The sequence below is a fragment of the Paenibacillus methanolicus genome (genome assembly GCF_008124765.1).
Classification (GTDB): Bacteria; Bacillota; Bacilli; order Paenibacillales; family Paenibacillaceae; genus Paenibacillus_Z; species Paenibacillus_Z methanolicus.
Genome location: NZ_VNHS01000001.1, coordinates 1,248,300 through 1,269,809 on the forward strand (window position 1 = coordinate 1,248,300; position 21,510 = coordinate 1,269,809).

General features: G+C 60.4%; 12 protein-coding genes. 3 read left to right on the plus strand and 9 right to left on the minus strand.

Annotated features, from left to right (window positions below; genetic code table 11):
• Positions 1-43: 43 nt before the first annotated feature.
• Together BCM02_RS35835 and BCM02_RS36270 are read right to left on the minus strand one after the other, a co-directional pair.
• Entirely contained in the window at positions 44-2,944 is a 2,901-nt protein-coding gene (locus BCM02_RS35835; protein ID WP_187434019.1) for a fibronectin type III domain-containing protein, read from the minus strand.
• Positions 2,928-3,059: a hypothetical protein gene (locus tag BCM02_RS36270; RefSeq protein ID WP_281288139.1), complete on the minus strand. Its 132-nt coding sequence runs from the start codon at positions 3,057-3,059 to the stop codon at positions 2,928-2,930. The genes BCM02_RS35835 and BCM02_RS36270 overlap by 17 nt, the downstream gene beginning before the upstream one ends.
• Before the next feature lie 276 nt (positions 3,060-3,335).
• Between BCM02_RS36270 and BCM02_RS04815 the strand changes: the two genes are divergently transcribed.
• The 3 genes from BCM02_RS04815 (at position 3,336) to BCM02_RS04825 (ending at position 6,895) form a co-directional block, all read left to right on the plus strand.
• Positions 3,336-4,268, plus strand: coding sequence for an ABC transporter permease subunit (locus BCM02_RS04815; RefSeq protein ID WP_246183196.1), 933 nt, complete (start codon positions 3,336-3,338; stop codon positions 4,266-4,268).
• A 24-nt stretch (positions 4,269-4,292) separates the two neighbouring features.
• Positions 4,293-5,183: a carbohydrate ABC transporter permease gene (locus BCM02_RS04820; protein ID WP_148927874.1), complete on the plus strand. Its 891-nt coding sequence runs from the start codon at positions 4,293-4,295 to the stop codon at positions 5,181-5,183.
• Positions 5,184-5,287: 104 nt separating this feature from the next.
• Positions 5,288-6,895, plus strand: a complete 1,608-nt coding sequence (locus BCM02_RS04825; RefSeq protein ID WP_187434020.1) for an ABC transporter substrate-binding protein — start codon at positions 5,288-5,290, stop codon at positions 6,893-6,895.
• 663 nt (positions 6,896-7,558) lie between these two features.
• On the opposite strand, the gene BCM02_RS04830 is transcribed toward BCM02_RS04825, so the two are convergent.
• From BCM02_RS04830 to BCM02_RS04860, 7 genes are all read right to left on the minus strand, one after another.
• A complete protein-coding gene (locus tag BCM02_RS04830; protein ID WP_187434021.1) occupies positions 7,559-9,943 on the minus strand; it encodes a helix-turn-helix domain-containing protein in 2,385 nt (794 codons plus the stop codon).
• A 374-nt stretch (positions 9,944-10,317) separates the two neighbouring features.
• On the minus strand, positions 10,318-12,732 hold the full coding sequence (locus tag BCM02_RS04835) for a YyaL domain-containing protein (protein ID WP_148927877.1): 2,415 nt from the start codon (positions 12,730-12,732) through the stop codon (positions 10,318-10,320).
• 153 nt (positions 12,733-12,885) lie between these two features.
• Positions 12,886-14,733 carry an RICIN domain-containing protein gene (locus tag BCM02_RS04840; protein WP_187434022.1) on the minus strand — a complete coding sequence of 616 codons (1,848 nt, stop codon included), beginning with the start codon at positions 14,731-14,733 and terminating at the stop codon, positions 12,886-12,888.
• 258 nt (positions 14,734-14,991) lie between these two features.
• A complete protein-coding gene (locus BCM02_RS04845; protein WP_148927879.1) occupies positions 14,992-16,620 on the minus strand; it encodes a DUF3502 domain-containing protein in 1,629 nt (542 codons plus the stop codon).
• Positions 16,621-16,689: 69 nt separating this feature from the next.
• Positions 16,690-17,601, minus strand: a complete 912-nt coding sequence (locus BCM02_RS04850; RefSeq protein ID WP_148927880.1) for a carbohydrate ABC transporter permease — start codon at positions 17,599-17,601, stop codon at positions 16,690-16,692.
• Positions 17,602-17,613: 12 nt separating this feature from the next.
• Complete coding sequence (locus tag BCM02_RS04855) at positions 17,614-18,483, minus strand: ABC transporter permease (RefSeq protein ID WP_246183225.1); 870 nt, start codon at positions 18,481-18,483, stop codon at positions 17,614-17,616.
• A 142-nt stretch (positions 18,484-18,625) separates the two neighbouring features.
• Entirely contained in the window at positions 18,626-21,442 is a 2,817-nt protein-coding gene (locus BCM02_RS04860; protein WP_148927882.1) for a beta-galactosidase, read from the minus strand.
• Positions 21,443-21,510 lie beyond the last annotated feature (68 nt).

Genomic DNA, 21,510 nt, shown 5'->3' on the forward strand with positions numbered 1-21,510 from the left:
GCGCTGAGCTATTCGAACGTCAAGCTGTTCCGCATGCGCCACGTTATTGGATTGGCGCCAAGTTCGATCCGCCGATTACCGCGAAGCTGGCGCTGCCCGGCGTTTTCCACGCGACCGCCACATGATCGCCGCCGCCTTCTTCCTTATGCAGCACCTCGACGTAATACCGCTGGCCGGCGGTCAGCGTAATCAGCCCGGATTTTTGCGACGCGAATTGATTCCAGTCTTTCTCGTTCGTCCAATCGATCACTTCCGCAATCTTCGATTTGCCCGCCGCCGTGTCGTTCGCGCTAAGCCACAGCTCGGAATTGTTGTCGCCCGCGATCGCGAATTGATACGTGCCCGTCACGGTCGGCACGATATAACCGCGAATGCGCGTCCCGTAGTTGTCGCCGATATTGGACGGCGCTTCGAAGCTCGTCAGCGCGGTTGTGCCGCTAGGCGTCGTTCCGACGGGGATGCTCGCCACGGTCGCGCCGGTGATGCTCAGCCAATATTCGCGCGTGATCGTGCCCGTCTGGGTCGGACCCCCGGGCTGACCGCCGGACGTCGCGTTGGTCGTCACGTTCAACGTCCCGCTCGCGGCCGAGACGTTGCCCGCCGCATCCTTCGCCTTGACGGTGAACGCATAGGACGTGCTCGGGCTTAATCCCGTCGCCGTGTAGCTCGTCGCCCCGCTTGTCGATCCCGCGAGCGTCGTGCCGCGGTAGATCTCGTAGCCCGTCACGCCGACGTTATCGGTCGATGCCGTCCATGTCAGCGCGACGCTCGTGTCCGTCTTCGACGGGGACGTCAGCCCGCTCGGCGCGGACGGCGCTTGCGTATCGCCGCCTCCGCCGGTTGCGCCGCCCATGTTCACGTCGCATGTTTTGTAAGCGCCAGGAGCCGGATCGCCGAAGATGTTGTTACCGCACATGACCGAATTCGTGTACGTGCCGTAGAAATAGCTGTTATTTGCGCCGTAACGGACTTCTTTCGTGCCGGTGAAGGTACACGGATTGTTCTCGCCCGCGCAATGGACCCAGTTCGCCGACGACACGTTCGTCGTCACGCTCACGGCGCCGCTGGCCGCGGACCGGTTGCCCGACCCGTCTTTCGCTTTGACGGTGAACGTATACGACGTGCTCGGGCTTAGCCCCGTAACCGTATAAGTCGTAGACCCGGTCGTCGTGCCCGCAAGCGTCGCGCCGCGGAAAATCTCGTAGCCGGCGACGCCCAGGTTATCGGTCGACGCGCTCCAAGACAGCGTGACGCTCGTATCCGTCTTTGACGGCGACGTCAGATTGCCCGGCACGGACGGCGGCGTCGTATCCGGCGGTCCCGCATTGACGACGATCGTCTGCTCCTTGACGCTCGCCCGGCCGCCGTTATCCCATACGCCGAGGATGACTTTGTACGTGCCAGCTTTCTGATACGTGTAGGTCGGGCTAACGTCCGTAACCGGGATGCCTTCGCCCAGATCCCATAGATTCTCCACGATCGTGCCGTTGTCGGTCGAGGTGTTCGTGAAAGTGACGGACTGGCCGAGCTGAACGGTCTGCGGCGCCGAGAAATTCGCGACCGGCTTCGGATCGGCGAAGCCTCTGCTCGTCAGCTGCGTATTCGTGCCGTTGCCGCTGACCGTATTGCCGCTCCACTCCAGATCGGCCGCCGAGGACGGATATTGATCGATGGACGGGCCGCCGTTGCCCGTGATCGTATTGTTAATGAAGCTGATCCGGTCCGTGCCGGACGCCGTCGTGATTTCGATCGCCTTGCGGCCGTTGTTCACGATTTCGTTGCTGTCGAAGACGATGTTCCGCGTGTCGCCGTGAATGCGGACCGCATTGCCGTCATAGCCGGGATAAGCCGCCGACGGATGGCCGATCGGGCCGTTCTTCCACGTGTTCTTGTAGAAATATTGATTCTGCTCGATCTCGCCCGTGCCCGCGCCTTGCAGCTGCATGCCCCACATGACGATGTTCTGCACGGTATTGTAATTCCATAGCTGGTAGCCCGTACCCGGCGACTGCTGCATGCCGACCTGCTGCCCGCCGTCGACGAGGTTGCCGCTCGTCACGCCGTGATCGACCATGACCTCCAGCCCCATGTTGCCGACCGATCCGTCCGTGGCTTTCACCAAATTGTTGCGCACGGCGATGTATTTGGAGCGCACCGTGCTGATCCAGTGGTCGACGTTGTTGTTCTCGACGAGGGAATAATCGACATCCGTGTGCAGCTCGATGCCGAGTCCTTCCATTTTCTTGCCGGTGCCCGTCACCGTATTGCCGCGCACGATCGCCCACGGACTGTTATCGTTGAGGAAAATGCCGCCGCGTCCCGTGTTATGCACCGTGTTGTTCTCGATCAGCGCGTGGCTTGAGCCCCAGCCGACCCGGATGCCGCCGCCCCAATCCGAGGCTACGCCCGTGTCGGTAATGACGTTACCCGCGATTCGCAGATGCGTGGAGCCGATGCCGAACAGCGCGAACGGGCCGAAGCCGGACGATGCGGTCAAATCCTTCACGTTCAAGTCGAGCATCCGGTTGCCGGTACCGCCTTCGGACTTGACCGCCGACTGGGCGATCGTGTTGCTGTTGCCGTCGAGCGTCATGTTCGATACTTCCGCGTCGTTCACGTTATAGAGGGAGAACATCGTGTTGTCGCCGGTCGAGGTGAACTTGACGATCGTCGCGGCGCGATTCTCGCCGGTAATCTTGACGCCCGACTTGCCGCTCACGCTGCCGGACAAATAATACGTGCCCGCCGGAATCAGCACCGTATCGCCGGCCGACGCGGCGTTCACCGCGCTCTGGATGGCGGCCTTGTCGTCCGCGGTATCGCCTCCGTTCGCGCCGTAAGCGGTTACATTCAATGTTGCGGCAAAAGCGGGCGCCGCCGGAACGACGGGCAGCAGCAGCGTAAGCGCGCTAATCGCGGCCAGCATCTTATTCCTCGCCGGCATCCTTAATGAACTCTTCATCATCTTCCATCCCTTCGCTTGTCGAATTGGCTTGCTCTCGCTTGGTCGCGATTGCCGGATAGGTACATCCGCTTTCGCGGCGTGCGGCATTTGTCATGATTCCAAACATGGCCTGCTCCCGATGCGTGCAAGACGCGGCTTCTCACCTCCCTACGCCCCCTCATCATGGCACGAACGCCCCGTTTCCGGCTACTGCCGCAATTGCGATTCCTTCCGCCGGACACTGTGATTAATGCGTTTTCCCGGCCGAATAGCGATTCGCAAAATTCATAATCCGCCGGTACAGCTTTTCGCCAATTGCGTCGTAGTCTTCCCCGGACCGCCATGGCATGATGAGCCTGTGAGTACTAGGGCAAAGGTGGAGGAGATGGACATGGGCAATATCGGGTTATGGTTTCGAAAGGAGTGGAAGCATCTTCGCAAGAACCGCGAGCTGCTGCTGCTGGCCGCGCCGGGCGTGCTGTTCAAATTCGTGATCGCGTACATTCCGATGGTCGGGCTTATTCTGGCCTTCAAGTTCTACCGGTACGACGAGGGCATCTTCGGCAGCCGCTGGGTCGGCTTCGACAACTTCGAATTTCTGGTCAAATCGCAGGACGCGCTGCGGGTCATCCGCAATACGCTCGCGTACAATTTCGTCTACATCGTGCTCGGCACGGTGACGGCCCTATTGTTCGCCCTCCTGCTGAACGAGCTGACCGGACGGATGGTCAAGCTGTATCAGACGACGATGTTCCTGCCGTTCTTCATTTCGTTCGTGCTCGTCGGCTACATCGGCAACGCGTTCCTCGACCACGAGAACGGGTTCGCCAACAACTTGCTGACGATGCTCGGCTTCGAGCCGCGCAACTGGTATTTCGAGACCGGCCCGTGGCTGTTCATACTGCCGCTCGTCTCGATCTGGAAAGGCGTCGGCTTCTCGACGCTCGTCTACTACGCGGGCATCACCGGCATTAGCAGCGACTACTACGAGGCCGCCCGCCTGGACGGCGCCACTCGGATCCAAATGATGCTGCGCATCACGCTTCCACTTTTGAAGCCGCTTATCATCATTTTGTTCATTCTCGGACTCGGCAACATCTTCCGCGGCGACTTCGGCCTGCATTATTTCGTGCCGAACAACGTGGGGATGAACTACGCGACGACCGACGTCATCGACACGTACATTTTCCGCGCGCTGACCAAGCTGGCCGACATCAATTCCGCCGCGGCCGTCGGATTTCTGCAATCGGTCGTCGGGCTGGTTACCGTCATCGGCGCCAACTACCTCGTGCGGCGCATCGACAAGGATAGCGCGTTATTCTAACTTTTCCTTAGGAGGAACCTGCTCATGACACACGCCCCCTCCGGACGGCTGGGCAACTGGATCATCAACGGCTTCTTCGCCGTCATCTGCCTGCTGATCGCCTTGCCGTTCGCGCTCGTCATCATTATTTCCGTCACGTCGGAGAACAGCCTGATCGAGCACGGCTATCAATTTCTCCCCTCGCAGCTCAGCCTGGAGGCGTACCAGATCGTGCTCAGCAAGCCGCAGAGTCTGCTGCAGGGCTACGGCGTCACGATCGCCGTCACCGTCATCGGTACGGTCGTCTCGCTCCTCTTGACCGCCATGACCGCCTACCCGATCTCGCGCAGCGACTTCCGGTACAACCGGCCGATCACCTTCTATATTTTCTTCACGATTCTGTTCTCCGGCGGCATGGTCCCGTTCTACATTCTGATGACGCAATACCTGCACTTGAAGAATACGCTCGCCGCGCTCATCATCCCTTCGGTGCTCAGTCCCTTTAATGTGATGATCATGAAAGGGTTTCTGGATAAAATCTCGAAAGAGATTATCGAGTCGGCTAAAGTGGACGGTTCCAGCGAGCTGCGCATCTTCATCCGGATCATCCTGCCGCTCTCGACGCCCGCGCTGGCCACGCTCGGCCTGTTCATCTCGTTCGGTTACTGGAACGAATGGTTCAACGCGCTGCTCTTCATCGACAACGACAAGTATATCCCGCTTCAGCTGCTGCTCGTGCGCACGCTCGCCCAGATCGAGTTTCTCGCCAACTCGCCGATGGCCGAAGCGGCCGATCGCCTGCAGTACGCGAATTTCCCTTCCCTGTCAGTCCGGATGGCGATGGCCATTCTCGCCGGCGGTCCGATGCTCGTCATCTTCCCCTTCTTCCAGAAATATTTCGTGAAAGGCCTCACCGTCGGCTCGTTGAAAGGCTAACGAGCGCGATGCCCGAGGCTGAACGCGACCGGAAAGGAGGCGAGGCTTGGCAAGCAGCCGGGAATGCCAACCATAACGATTACAAATAAATGGAGGGTTCATCGATGAGCAGAACGAGAACAAAAGGAATGCTGAGAGGTATCGTCATCCTGACCCTGCTGGCACTGCTGGCGGCCTGTTCGAACAATGCGGGCGGCGGGAATAACGGCGGGAACAATGGCGGGGCTAACAGCGGAAATACCGGCGGGAACAAGGCGACCAATACCGCCAATACGGGCAAGAGCGACCAGAACGGCGGCGAGAAGCCGGACGCCGGCGCCTCGGATCAGCTTAAAGAAGCGAAACTGACCTTCTACTACCCGAGCAACCCGGCCGGAGGCGACCAGCCGCTCGTCCAAGACGAGATCAACACGTATCTCAAAGAGAAGATCAACGCGACCGTGGAGTTGAAACCGCTCTCATTCGACGAGTACGACACGAAGCTGAACGCGATGATGGCGGCCGGCGAGTCGTTCGATCTGGCTTGGTCGTCGCGTTACTGGCTCCTCCCGTACCAATCCAACGTTGACAAAGGCGCCTTCCTCGAGCTGACCGACGAGATGATCGCCAAATATGCGCCAGAAGCCCGAGCCAACATTCCCGATAAATTCTGGCCGGACATGAAAGCCGTCGACGGCAAGGTGTACGCCTTCCCGATCTATCAGGTGGCCGCCAAGACGAAGAGTCTCGTCATCCAGAAGCGCTTCATCGACAAATATAACTTGGACGTCTCGACGATCAAGACGTATAAAGACATCGAACCGTTCCTCAAGACGCTGAAAGAGAACGAGAAAGGCATCGTGCCGTTCGGCATGGCGCAAAATTCGTGGGGCATCTATGTGGACCGAGACATCGTCGGCGGCGACGGGCTGGCCGTCTCGTACGCCAAGAACGACCCGACGTTCACCGGCATCTCGGAACTTGAGCAACTCGATCGCCGGAAGGAATACTACGCGACGATGCGCAGCTGGTTCAAGGCCGGCTACATCAACGGCGACGCGCCGATTCTGAAGAATATCAACGACCTGAAGGCGAAAGGCACCGTTGCCGTCGGCATTGAATTCACGTCGAAGCCGGGCGGCGAGGTGGACGAAATGAACGTAAACGGCGGCAACGAAGTCGTCTACGTGCCGATCTCGGACAGCTATTTCACCGGCATCTCCGGCGCGATGCACGTCATCAGCAAGACGAGCAAGAACCCCGAGCGGACGCTCATGCTCATCAATCTGCTCAACACGGACAAATACTTGTACAATCTGATCTGCAACGGCATCGAAGGCAAGCATTACGCGAAGAAGGACGACATGTACATCGAACCGATCAAGGATTCGGGCTATGCGCCGAACGTCGACTGGGTATTCGGCAACCAATTCAACGCGTACCTGAAGCCTGGCCAGACGCCGGATGTCTGGGCGCGCACCGTCGCGCTCAACGACAACGCGGTCGTCTCGGAATCGTACGGCTTCTCCCTGAACCAGGAATCCATCAAATCCGAGATCGCCAACGTCCAGGCCGCCAAGGAAGAATTCCAGCTCGCGCTGGAAACGGGCGCCGTCGATCCCGAGAAGCAGCTGCCGAAGTTCATCGACAAGCTGAAGGCGTCGGGCCAAGAGAAGATCGACGCGGAAGCGGATAAGCAATGGAAGGCGTTCCTCGCGGCCAAGGGTAAGTAAGGCGGGGGGTTGACATATGGAACAAGGCTTCGCCTTTGCGGCGAAGCCTTGTCTTCGTTATTCTTCCCCACAACCCCCGCTACCAATGCTGTCAGGTTAAGGGCTCCGCCCTTTTGAACCGAGTTTTGTTGCTCCCACCTCCTCCGCAATGCTGTCATGTTAAGAAGGGCTGCGCCCCGTTGACCCCACTTTTGTTGTTCCCTCCTCCCACCTCCTCCGCCGAGGAGGCTCCAAAGGGCTTTGCCCTCTGGACTCCCTTTTTCGTGCAGGTTCGCTTGTTCGCGGTCGGCGGGTTGCTTCGAGTTGGCACGCTTTGTCCTGACGGACAAAGCTTCAGTGGGTGTTGAAGTTCGTCCTAAGACCTATGCATGTGCGTAAGCCGATCAACTATAGCCACGGCTGGTTCACCAGCCGTTTTTCCTTAACCTGACAGCATTGTCCCCCTCCGCCGAGGAGGCGCCAAAGGGCTTTGCCCTCTGGACACCCTTTTCGTGCTGGGGCACTTGTATGCGGTCGGCGGGAAGGCTTGAGTGTGGCACGCTTTTGTCCTAGCGGACAAAGCTTCAGTGGGTATTGAACTCAGTCCTAAGACACAAACCTGGCAACTATAGGCCACAGGTGGCTTCAGTGACGTTTTACCTTAACCTGACAGCATTGCCTCCGCTACTCCAGCCGCTTCTTCAGCCGGTATTCACGCGGCGTCACCCCGTACTTCTTCTTGAACAGTTTGAAGAACGTGCTTTCGTTGAAGTAGCCGACCAGCTCCATGATTTCCTTGATGCTGAAGTTCTTCGTCTCCAAATACTCCTGCGCGTGCCGCAAACGAACCTCGTTCATGAATTCCGCCACCGATATGAATTCGCTCTGCTTGAATTTGGCCCCGACGTAAGCCGGGGTCATATGGAGCATCGACGCGATGCCCTGCAAGCTTAAATTACGGTCGCGATAGTTCGCCTCCACGATGTCCTTGATCGTATCCATGAGCGCCTTGTTCTTCTCTTCGTCCTGGGCGAGCAGCCGGTCGTGGAGCTCCGCGCACGCCGCTGCGAACAGCTCGCGAATCTCGCCGATCGTGTCCTTCTCCAGCACTTCCCGGCTAATCGAGCTGAGATCAAGCTGCAGCGAGACGACCCGGTGCTTGTTCATGTCCCGCACCGCTCCCTTCAGCACGTTCGCGACATGGAGCAGCCCGTGCAGGATATGGTCGTAGTGGTAGACCGACAACCGCTCCAAGATGAGATCGATCGTCCCGAGCATGCCGTCCAGATCGTTCGAGCGCGCGCTCTCCAGCAATCTGCGCTCCAGTTCGTCCGGGAACGCGTATTCATAGCGATCCATATTCGGCCGGACTTGTTCCGGCGTCAGAATCGCCCCTTGGCCGAAGACCAGCTTATACATGGAGTAGTGGATCGCCCGGGCGTATCCTTCGGCGATCAGGTCGTGGCTGCCGAGGACGTCGCCGATCGACATCGTCAAGGTTAGCTTATAGTAAGCCGATATGGTCTCCTGGATGCGCCCCAGCCAGCCGGCCAACGCTTCCGTCCCTTCCTCTCGCGCGTGATCGCCGCTCGTCAGCATGACGATATGGTCGCTGCGCATATCCGCGATCTCGCAGCGAATCGGGCTGTGGCCCATAATGTCTTCGGCGATATTGCGAATCGCGAAGTCATACAGCATCCGCTGGTCGTAGCCGACGGACCGCTGCAGACGAAGATAACCGTCGATCTTGACGATGACGAGACGATATGGACCTCGCTCCTCGATATTCAGACCATTCTGGCGGATCAGATCGGCGAACTGTCCAGCGGTCAGCGTCCGCGCGCTCGTCAGAATCGTGCGAAGATAATAGTTCCTCACGATGCTGCGCTGCTGGTCCTTCTCGCTGGAGACGCGGCTGAGCGTTTGCGCCATCTCGCTATATAGAGTGGCCACATGAGACAATTCGTCCCGGCTGTCCGCTCTTCCGCGCCGCTCCGCGGTGCGCGCCGCGGAACCTCCTCCGATCTCGGCGATCATCCGTTCCACCGGCCCGTACAGACGATGCGCCACGATGACGGACCCGACGATCGCCATGAGCAGGAAGACGCCGCCTACCCACGCGCTCGTCTTCCGCATCTCGAGGATGCCGCCGAGCACCTGGTCGTAAGGCTGCACGCTAATGACCGTCCAGGGGTCCCCGCGCAAATACGTCACGAGCACCTCGCCTTCGCCAGCCACTCGGGTTGTCATGGAACCGAACGGCTTCTGCTCCGGATCGCCGTCGCCTTCGCCGTTGCCGTCACCGTTGCCGACGCCCAGCACCGCTTGGTTCAGCGTCTCGAGGTCCGACATAAGCCGCTCGCCGACGCTGGATAGAATGACGTCTCCGTCGCGGCCTGCGATGAAGATGCCCGAGCTGTCCGGACTCGCGAAGTCGTTGATCGCGCGCAAATTGTCCAGCAGCCACTCCGGCTTGATATTCAGCACGAGCGCGCTCTCGCGTCCGGTATTCGTCGGATAATACGTCTCGTAGATGACGAGCGAGAAGAAGTCCACGCCGTGCTCCCTCCCGCTCATGTTCATCGGCAGGAGCTCCATGCGCGGCAGCTTCTCCTTCTGCTTCAAGCGATCGACCAGCTTGGCTGCCATCTCTTGATCCGGCTTGGATGAACTCAGCTCGCCGATCGCATACGTGCGGTCCGCATAGCCGTTGTATACGATGATGGAATGGAGGAACGAAGAGAGGATGTAGCTTTTATGCAGATTGTTGACCGACTCGATGACCGTCATCTCGTCCGGCTCCCGCATCGTCATGAGGGCGACGACGCGCTTCTCCGCGTACAGATTGACAGCCAGCTTGCCGATATGGTCCGTCATGTAGGCGATGTTGTAATCGATCTGATTCATAACCTTGCGGTTCGCTTCCCGCTGCATGCGGACAGCGCCGCGCTCGGCATTGTACTGCAGCGCGACGGAGATGAGGAACAGTCCCGCGACCATCAACAGCGTGAGGGAGAGCAGAATTCGAAGCAGATATTTCCGCGATTTGTAGGCTTGCAGCATCCGCATGGCACGACCCCCGAAATAAAGCGTTTTCATTTCATTCCGTGACCAAAGTATGCCATATTCGCCGCCGGCGCGGCTACTGTATTTTTATCGAATGACTGTCTCCGATACGCAGTAGGCATGCTAGCGGCGCTGCGCGCGAATAGGGCCGCCCCATAAGAGCGACCCTGCCATATCGATCGCGCCCGACTCCGGCAGAAGATTCGAAGCGGTCGGAGCGAGGCGGAACGAAAGCAAGTTAGACGCATTTGCCCGCGTACAAACTACGATCTGACGGGTTGCGCCCAAGCGGAATGATCTATTCTCCGATTCGGAGATTGGCCGCCAACGCGCGCTCGACCCTCGTTCGAAGCGGTTCATCGCGCACGACGGCTGCTTTAACGGTCGTCCGCATCCCCTCGTCCAACCGGGTTCGCCGCGCCGGCGACGAATGTCGCTCCTGCGGCCGGCATGCCCCCCGTCAGCGGCACCTCGCGAGTTTCGCCCGCGCCGATCGCGATTCGGGCCCAATCGTCCGCCGCGAATGCGCCAAGCGGCGTGGCCGCGTCGCGCCCGGATTCGGCGAGCAGCTTGACGACCGCCTGGAATGCCGTCTGATTATGCAGCCGCAGCACCGTCTCCCTTTCGGACTCCGCGAGCTCGCAATCGACGTGATCGGCAGACCAGACGAACCTCGTATCGGGCTGCACATAGACGCCGGGCACCTCCGCATGGGCGAGCATGAGCGACGCTTCGCACCAGCACGAGAGCGGGAGCGCCTCGCCGACGAGCTCCTGCCCCTCCCAGTCGCTCATATTGACCCGCTCGCTCATATAGCCGGGCGGCATCTCGACGCCGTCCCAACCGCGGACCGGCCGGTCCGCGCGGGACAGATATTGCGTCAGATTGTGCGCGGTATCCCGCAGCTGCGCCAGATACAACGTTTTCCCCGTGGCCCGGAACAACTTGAACAGCGCGTCGCCGGACAACGTGCAGATGCCCGGCGCGCTATGCTTGTTCTGCGCGTTGGCAATGACGGAGCCCGCCGTCCGCATGCCAAGACGTCCGAACGTCGAATCGGGCGGGAAGGCGAAGTCGTACGAGACGCACCACGATATCGCTTGGAGCGCGGCCTCTTCCGCCTTCGCGAGCCACCGAGGTTCGCCGGTCGTTTCGTATAACACCACGAATGATTCCAGCAGCGCGAACGCGGATTCGCTGTCGGGGCATTGCAGAATCTCGCCCGGCCCGCCCGTCGTCACCCCTTTTGCCGTGAAATGCGCGTAGTAGTAATCTCCCGCCGCTTGCGCCGCCCGTCTATAGCGGTCATCGTCCAGCCATTGCGCCGCCAGCGCCAAGCCGCCGATCGCCATTGCGCCTCCGGCCGAGCCGCCGACCAGCATCTCGCCCGTATCGGCGCGAATCCATTGTCCGAACTGTCCATATCGCTCCCATAGCGCCAAGAATCCGTCCGCCAACCGCCGGATACCCGCGCGCCAGCTGGCCGGCACTTGATCCGGGATGCCGCGACGTTCGATAATCGCCGCATGCTTGAGCAGAAAATACAATGCATCCGCGCTCTTGCGCACGATATGCCACTGCTCGGGACAATCCCGAGCCGGATCGTCGTTGAATTCGTCTCCGTACCAACGCCCGTTGTAGAAGACGCCCGGGAAGAATCCCGCTTCGGTCTGGCCGCTCAGCATGAAATCGACCGTCCGCGCCGCCCGCTCGGCCGACAGATCATCTCCATCCGCCAGCAGCGCGAGGCTGGACATGCCGCCTCCGACCCATCCGATCTGCCAGTCCTGATGCTTCTGGTCGACAGTGCCTACCGCGTAGTAACCGTACGTCTCTCGCCAGTTCATGGCGTTATACTTGGATTGCTGAATGTCCCACGCGGCGGAGAACGGCAGTCCGGGAACGAGCGTCGGCGGTCCCGTCAGCGACATGCGCGCTTCTGCGAACGCGCGGAACAAGCCGGTTACGTTCTCGCAAGGAAAAGCGAATACGTTCACCCGCATGCGCACGATGCTGCCGTCAACGAAGCTGGCGCCGCTGTCCGACGATGGCGCCTCCGTCGTGCACATCTCGTATTTGCGCAGCGGCCGCCCCCCCGGCGCGCGGAACTCGCTGACGCACCGCTCGCGGTCATCCGACTCCTCGATGTGAATCGACGTCTCGCCCCATTCGGTCCGCTGATCCGTCAGGACGAGAAATCCGAGTTTGCGAGCAGGATCGTGCCACCCTAAGGCGGGCGTCGACGCATCGCCGGTCAATAGATGAATCGCCGACGGCCCTTCGGACGGGTTAAGCCGAGGGATGTCGGTGATGAACGCAGGCGTATGAGGTCCGCGCTCCGCGAGGCGAGACCAGCACGGCGCATACGACAAGGCTTGCGCTTCGAATCGGTTACCGTCGTATACCGCCCCAGGCACGAGCACGTAATGACGGTTCGACCATGCGCCGAACGCGAAACGGACGCCGACGCTCGAAGGGCCCGACGTGCCGCGATGCACCCATTCGATGGCGAGCGAAACGCCTTCAATCGGAGCCTCTTCGTACCCGGCGCTTGGCTCGATGCCTTCGTGAGCGTCGGTCCCGATGATCGGCGCGCGCTTGACGGCGATCATCTCCTCCTTGACCCACGCCTCCCATCTCGACTGTTCCCCCTCGCTGCCGATTCGCATGCATTCGTTAGCTTCGTTCCAGTCCATATCCATCTCGCCGATCGGGCGCGAGCCGTCGAATCGGGTTACCGCAAGCGACATTCGCGCTTGAACAAGTCCCAGCAGCTTGTTTAGTTGCGACATCCTCTACGATCCACTCCTTTCTGCGTAATTGCACGGCTTCATTGAAGCACATGCCGCCGCTTGCGCCTACTGTTCGATATGCGAATCGCTGTGATGATCGCGACAAGGCCGCTTCCCGGCGCTTCGCGCACCTGAGAAGCGGCCTATCGGCCGTTAATTCACCTTCGTCAGCACCCAACGCTGGTTCGAGCCGCCATTGTCGGTCCACTGAATGACGTCCGCGCCGTCTTGCGTCGACGCCTGCGAGACGTCGAGCGCTTTGCCGCTGGCGCGATTCACGAGCTTATACCCGCCGCTGACCGAGATGGCCTGCCACTGCTGATTGTTCCCTCCGTTGTCGGTCCACTGGATGACGTCGGCTCCGTCGGCCGAGGACGCGCCGCTCACGTCGAGCAGCTTGCCGCTCTGCCGGTTGACCAGCTTGTAATACCCGCTGCCCGCGCTAACGAACTGCCATTGCTGGCTCGCCGCGCCGCTTGCCGCTTGCTGAACGACGTCCGCGCCGTCCGCCGCCTGGCTGCCGACAACGTCAAGCGCCTTGACGCTGTTGACGTTACTGAGCACGTAGTACCCCGTCGTATCGATCGCGCCCGCCGCCGGCTCCACGCCGGTTATGACGAACGAGCTGACCGACTTCGACGGCTGCGTCTGCGTGAAGCTTTTGCCCGACAGCGACAATCCCGCAAGCGCGGCCGCGTTCTCCGTCCCGCTCGTTCGCGTGCCGGATACGGCGCTGGACGTCATATTGAACGCCGATAGGTCGTACGTGTAGCTGTTCGAACTCGATGAATCGTTGACCGTCACGATGACAAGCTTCTTGCCGGCGGCGTCGTAAGCGGCGATCGAGTCGTTGTTCGAGATATCGATGATCTTGTACCCGGGGCGAATGTACTTCGTCCACTGCGACATGACGTGATATTTCTTCGTCACCGTGTAGACCGAGCGGTCGCCGGAGACGTTGTTCAGATCCGTCTCGATCATGCCCCAGCCGCCAGGCGTCTCGACCGCTTGCCAATACACCCATGCGGTATTCTTCATGTACTTGATGTCCCACTGGATGTTGCGCGCCATCGTGATGCCCGTGCCGTCTCCGTCGCCGTGCTCCGAGTTCCAGAGCCGCTTGCCGCCCGCCGCCGTATTCAGCCCGACTCGGTCGCTGCCGCCGTACGTGTGCGTGTTGTATTGGACGAGCTTGGATTTGGTCGTCGCCGAATAGCTGTTGATCGTGTTGCGGGCCAAGTCGATCGACGTCTCCTCCGGCGCGCTGACCCGGGTGGACAGCCCTTTCTGAATTAGCGAATCATACAGATAGCCGATCATCTTTTCCTGATTGGCCGGATACATCCGGTTGCCCTCCTGGCGGTTGCCGAAGTACCAGTAGTTCGAGCTCGGCTCGTTCGCCGGCGAGAGCGTGCGGAACGTAATGCCCCAGCTGTCGCGAAAATGCTGCGTCACCGTCGTCAAATAATCGGCGAACTCGTCGTACATGTCGTCCTTCAAATTCTCCGCCGCGTCCGTGCCGCCCGTCACGCTGCCGCTCTTGGTCATCCACCACGGCGGCGAGTTCGCGAACGCTTCGGCGATGAACTCGCCGGACGGAATGCGCGACTTGGCGGCGCTCAGCAGCCAGCGCTGATTCGAGTCGCGGGTCCAGTCATATGCCGCGGTCTCGGATGTCTTGAATCCCGGCACTCTGGCCCGGTATTCCATATGGTTCGGATAAGCCGGATTCTCGCCGCCGCCGATATTGTAGCGGACGATGTTGAACCCGAGCCCCGACGTCGGGCTGAACAGCCGGTTCGCGTAATCGGTTCGCACCGCCTCCGGCGCGCCGCCGACGACGTTCGCCCACCAAGCGAGCGAAGTGCCCCACCCTTCCCACGTCTGATACTGTACGCTTGGATTGACGACAGCCGTATAAGCCGCAGCGCTTGCGGTCTCGCCGCCACCCAAGCCTCCCGAACCAAATCCGGCGCTCATGATGAGAGGTATTGCGAGCATGCCGGCAACCACCTTCCTTTCGAATCGCATCCCGATCCGCTCCTTTACCGTTGATTAGCAAGGATTGCCGAACGTCTGGCGTGAACATGATCGTCGATCATCGTTGATCACAGGCTTCAAGCCGTACCTGCGTTACATAACAATCCCCCCTCTCGTGAATGGGATTTCGCGAATGGGATGCGTAAATAAGGAAGACGGGGAATCCGTCTGATGCCGAACTCCCCGCCGCTCTTTCTTGCCTTGCGAAAACGCTCCTATCTACTCGCCCAGTTGCGCCTTGTACGCGTCCAGCTGCTTCTGCAGTTCGGCCAGCACCTTGTCGTAACCCGCCGTCTTCAGCTTCGCGCGGAACGCTTCGACCGCTTCGACCGGATCGCCCGCCTTGCCGACCACGATCGCCGGCCCAAGCTCGCCCGTCACCTGCGAGATCGCCGTCAGCTCCGCTTCGACCGGCGTCTTGTCGAAGACGAACTGACCGTAGACGTAAGGCTTCTTGATCTTGTCGTATTCCGCGTACAGCGTCTCTTCCAGCTGATCGTACGTCGTCTCGCTCGGGATCTCGAACTTGTCGACGCGACCGCCCCAGAAGTCGGAATAGAAGCCGTCCTTCGTCTCGTCGTAACCGGCCGGACGCGCCCGCTTGCCGTCCTTGATTTCGTACTGCACGCCTTCCATCCCGTAGTTCAGCAGATGGTAAATCTCTTCGTTGTTGCGGATCAACTCATAGGCCATGAGCGCGCGCTCCGGATTTTTGCTGTGCGCGCCGACGGACGTGCCGCCGTGCGTGATCGACAGCTCCATCAAGTTCGTGCCGCGCGTGCGGCTGAACGGGAACATTTGGAGTTCGGAGCCCGGCTGCGCTTTGTCCATCTCGACGCGAAGGCCGCCGAACGTCTGCGTATGATGCTGATCGAGGCCGGACAGGCCAGCTTTGAGCGCGTCGCGGTTGTTGTTCTTGTTATTGAGCGCGTCCTCGCGCCAGAAGCCTTTGTCGCCCCAATCCTTCATCATCTTCGCGTAGTTCACGAACACGTCCTCGAACACCGGTCCGGCCACCGTGAATTTCTCGTCGAACGACTTCGCCGTGAAGATCGGGAGGAAGCCGGTCGAGATCGGCAGCTCCAGCTGATCGGTGTACGACGAGACGTAGCCGCCCCACGTCTGCACGCCCGATGCCGCGTCCCAAGGAATGACGTCAGGCTTATTGTCCTTCACGTACTGCAAATATTGGCCGATGCCTTCCCAATCCTTGATCGGCTCGGTGATGCCCGCTTCCTTCGCCCAGTCGCCGCGGTAGAAGAAGCCGTGGTTGACCCACTGCGTATAGTCGTTCTCGGGGATGAGCACGATTTTGCCGTTATACTTGCTTTGCTCCCAATCGTCGGCCGGGATCGACTTGAACGTCTCCGGCGCGTAGGTCGGCAGCAGATCGTCCAGGTTCATGAACGCGCCGCGCTGCGCGTTGCCCCACGTGTCCAACCAGTCGGTGCCGATCGTGATCAGGTCGATCGCTTCGCCGGATGCGAGCGACAGATTGTACTTGGTTTGCCAATCGGCCCATTCGATCCATTTCCATTCCAGCTCGGCGTTGATTTTCTCCTTCATGATGACGTTGACTTTGTCCAGCACCTGCTCGAACTGACCGTTCTTCGGCTTGTCGCCGAGCACGAGATAGCTGATCTTGACGAACTTGGACGTGTCGATCGCGCCGTCGCCGGCCTTTTCGCCGCTTGCATCGCCCTTATTGCCGGATTGCACTTCGCCGTTCTTCCCGGCATTCGCGCCGCCTCCGTTGCCCCCGTTGCCGTTATTGCCGCTGCACGCCGCCAACATCGCGACCATGATCGCCAAGAGCGCCAGCAGAATCGGTTTCCGTTTCGTTCTCATCGTCTTACGCCTCCCCTTTGTCGTTTGCATCTATGTGAGGGACATGGCAAGCATGCCCGGCACATCAGCCTAACCTTTTACCGCGCCTACCGTAATGCCCTTTATGAAATAGCGCTGCACGAACGGGTAAAACAGGATGACCGGCCCCGTGGCCACCACAGCGGTCGCCATCTTCATCGATTCCAGCGGCACGTCCCTCGGCGTCACGTTCGAGGAAGCGGCGGAGTTGCGGATGAAATCGGCGCTCGTGATGACGTTGTACAAGAAGAGCTGCAGCGGCCGGTATTTGACGTCCGGCGAGAGGAACAGCATCGCGTTGTACCACTCGTTCCAATAGCCCAGCGCGATGAACAGACCGATCGTCGCCAGCGCCGGGGTCGTCATCGGCAGAATCAGGCGCATGAAAATCGTGAAGTCGCCGGCGCCGTCGATTTTGGCCGACTCCGTAATGGCGTGCGGGATCGAGCGGACGAAGCTTTTCATCATGATAATCAGGAACGGACTGAGCAGCCCCGGCAGCAGCACGGCCAAATAACTGTCCTTCAGGCTCAGATACTGCGTGATGAGCAGGTAGAACGGCACCAGACCGCCGGTGAACAGCGTCGTGAAGTAGATGAAGAACGAGATGCCGTTGCGGTATTGAAAATCAGGACGCTGCAGGGCGTACCCGGTCATCGCGACGAGAAACAGGCCAAGCGCCGTGCCGACGACCGTAATGCCGAGCGTCACGAGATAGGAGCCGATGATGAGATTCGGATTCTCGAAGACGATTTTGTACGAGAGCAGACTGAAGTCGCGCGGCCAGAAATTGAAACCGTATTTCTTGATTGACGCCTCTGCCGTGAACGAGGTGCCGAGCACGAGCAGGAACGGCAGCAAGCACGCCAGCGAGAAGGCGCCGATGAACACGTAACCGACGATCTTCACGAACGCGCCGCTCAGATCGGTCCGAATGCTGCGAATTTCGTTAGAATCCTCCAAGCAAGCCGCCTCCTAGAAGAGTGAATTGTCGGGCGAGAATTTCTTGACCAGCCAGTTCGCGGTCAGGACGACGACGAAGCCGAACACGGACTGGTACAAACTCACCGCGCTGCCGATCGAGAAGTTGAAGTTCGTCATGAGCGCGCGGAACACGTACGTCTCGATAATGTCCGTCGTCGCGTACAGCGCCGTGTTGTTCGCCCCGACGAGGTTGAAGAACAAGCCGAAGTTGCCGCGCAGAATGCCGCCGAGCGAGAACAGCAGCAGAATGATAAACGTCGGCTTCAGCCATGGGAGCACGATGTAGCGGATGCGCTGGAACGCGTTGGCGCCGTCGATCTCCGACGCTTCGATGATTTCGTTGTCCAGCCCCATGATGGCCGCGAAGTAGACGATCGAGCCGTAGCCCGTCGACTGCCACAGGTACGTCAGGACGATGATGAACGGCCAAATGCTGCCGTTCGAATACGTCTTGACCGGGTCGATCCCGAGCGAAGTCAGGATGCTGTTCAGCAAGCCGTAATCGTAGCTGAGCACGTTGTACGCGATCAGGCCGATGAGGACCGCCGAGATGAAGTGCGGCAGGAACATGAGCGTCTGAGACACTTTCTTGAACCACTTGAGCCGCAGCTCGTTGAGAAACACCGCCACGACGATCTGGAGCACGTTGCCCAGCAGGATGAACGCCAAGTTGTAGACGACCGTGTTGAACGTCAGCCGCCACAGATCGCCGGTCATGACCAGGAAACGAAAATTATCGAAGCCGACGAACGGACTGTTGAAGATGCCGTCGGTGTAGTTGTACTTGACGAAGGCCAGATAGAGACCCGGCATCGGCAGGTAGGCGAACACGATGAAGAACAGGATCGCCGGCAGGCACATGATAAGCAGCGTCTTATTGTTCCGGAGCTGCTTGAGTCTGTTCCGGGGGGCGGCTTGAATCGCGGCTCCCGGGGCCGGATTCGCTTGGCTTAGTTGCGCCATCGCCATCTCCTCCTTTCGCGCCGCGGTTGTCGCGGCTATTTTATAGTGGCGTAACCTCGAAGCCGCGCAGCTCGGCCGGATGGCCGCCGTCTACCGCTTCGAGCAGAACGATGATTTCGTCGGTCCCTTCATCCGGCTTATGGAACCAAGCGCCTGGTACGTAGAATGCGTCGGGACTGCCGCCCGTCATCGTCGGCCTCGCATCCCCGCCCGGCAGCCACAGCCGCGAGACGAGTCGTCCGTTCCAGAAGACCGTTGCCTTAAGGCCTTGGCCCTGCGCCGTTACGCGCCAACCGGCGCTGGCGTCTTGCCTGGGGTCGGACGGCGCGCCATAGAGCAGCGCCACCGCGCCGGGCGCTAGCGAGACCGGAAATTCGACCGCCGAAGCAGATGGTCGGGTCGCTATCGCATAATCGCGAAGCGCTTCCTCGCCTGCGCCGACCAGCCGCCAGTCGGTCGCTTCCATGCCCTCGAGGAGCTGAACGCGTCCGCCCTGCTGGCCGATATTCCGCTCGAGGAGCACGGAGAGCTCGATCTCTTCGCCCGGCGACGTCAGCGCAGTTAGATCGATGAACGGGTCCAGCGGCTGCGCCATGCCGGCGGACCGGCCGTTCACGAAAACTTCGGCCGTCCCCTCCAGCCCGTCGAAGCGGAGCACCCGCGCCGTCGTCTGGGCGGAAGCGGCGATCGAGCGGGCGAACCACTCCCGCCTGAACGAGCGGCCGCTCAGCCAGCCGCCGAACGCGACGATCGGCTTGGAGGCTGCCGACAGGAACGGCACGTCCGGCTGTCTGTTCGTATCGTCCGGATCTGCCATCGCGTATCGCCAATTGGCGGAGAGCTCTCGAATCCGCGTAATAGCGGCCAAACCGCGAATGCCCTTCATGGCGTTCAGCCGAAGTCCCGGCAGACGAGGATCGTCGAAGTTGGAATGGCCCCAAATTTCGGCGCGAACGGCGATCGACCTTATGCCGGCATTGTCATCCAGCGGGATGTACTTGCTTGCGCCGCCTGGAACGAACGTGCCTAGATAGCGCCCCTCCGCATAGAGCGACAGCACGTCGCTGCCTTTGTTCAGGAAGAAGCCTAGCTGCCGTCCGGCTTCGGGAACGGTTGGCAGCTGCGCCTGATACCAGCCATAGCCCCTGAGAATGCCATGCTTCTCCAGGTAATCCGCTTGACTGACCGGCGTTGGCGACTCCTCCGTTAACGGCTGAGCAGGATCGATTGCCGCTAGACGCCACTCGGCCGCAAGCGGCTTAGCGGGTTGCACCCCTTCGCCCGTCCCTGGCGCCTCGAAACGAAAGTTCTCCTCGTCCGCCTCCGCGGTCTCCAACCGCAGCGCCAGCTCCCGGTCCATCGTTACGATCTCCAGCGTCTGGCCGCTCGGCCAGACGAATCGGCATCGGCCAATCTCTGCCTTGCCGAAGTCCAGCGTGCACAAGCCGTCTGCTTGGCGCGCCTTCAAGCCGGACACGTCGCGCGCTTCCGCTTCGCCTGCCTCGAACGTCAACCGGGCCGCGCCTTCCGCATGAAACAGCATCTGAACGGCGCCGTTTGCTTGCCGCACGCCGAATAGTTCGGCCGTGGCGAACGCCAGTCTCCCCGGCAAGCCCCAATGAGACAGCGGCAGGTCGCACGGCAGCGCGGCGCATCGGTCCGGCTGCATGAAAAACGTTGCTTCCCCCGAGGTTCCGGCGTTCGCCGGCGCCAGCGTCAGCGCGGCATCGTCGCTTCCCGTATTGGCGAAGAACAGGAGGCTTCCGCCGCCTTTCAGCTGCAGCGCGAACGGTCCCGCCGCCTTGCCTTGCAGCCCGCGGACGGTCACGGCCGCCGAATCTCCACCCGATGGAACGGCTTCCGCCAGCGGCGTCCCGTAAGCGGCGATCAGACTCGCGAGCAATCGGCCTTCGCGCGCTTCCGGCCGCAGCGTGCCATCCGGAGCGACCATCCCGCCGAAGTCGTAATCCGACGTCAGGAACGCTAGCGGCTTGCCCCAATTGTTCGTCGCGTTCGTAAATCCGAAGTTCGTGCCCGACGCTTGCAAATACGGGCCGAGCAGCTTCGCTCCGCAAGCAAGCAGCCGCCGCAGCAAGAAGTGGGAGCGGTTCGTCTCCGTCACCAGCAGCGGAACGCCCCCCGCGGCCAGCTCGGATTGGTAGGCTAATACCTTCGCCTCGAATTCGGGATCGCGGTTGTGCGGATAGAAATTGCACGTCGGCACGACGCCCTTCGCATACCCCGAAGCTTCGAACAGTCCGCCCTGCCCCGCGCAAGCGAGCAGCGGCGAGCGGATGCCATGGCTTCTGGCTAGCTCCCGCAGCGCGGCCATATAACCCGCCGGATCTTCGCAGCCGTAGAAATCGAGCTCGTTGTCCAGTTGCACGGCGATGACGGTCCCGCCTTGACAGAGCTCGAAGTCGGCCAGCAGCGGCATGATGCGCTCGTACCAGCGCGCCGTGTGGCGCAGAAACCGCGGATCGTTGTCTCTCAGCCGTATCTGTTCTTGCGCGAACAGATATGCCGGCAGACCCCCGCCATCCCATTCCGAGCAAATATAGGGTCCGGGCCTTGCGACGACGTACAATCCAGCCTCCTTCGCCAGTCGTAGAAACGCCGCGACGTCCCGCTCCCCGCCGAAGTCCCATTGCCCCTCCGCGTCTTCGTGATAGTTCCAAGGAAAGTAGACGTCGATGCTGTTATAGCCGCATGCCTTTAGCTGCTCCATTCGTTCTTGCCACAGCGCCCTCGGTATCCGGAAATAGAAGAGCGATGCGCAAAGCATGATCTCGCTGCGGCCATTAATCCGGATGGCGTCCGGCTGCAGCTCGATGGGATTATCGGCGGTAAGACTCATCCACGAATCAGCTCCTTACGTTGTAAGCGATTACAAATTTAATTTTAGTGCTTCGGAAGTCGCGTCTC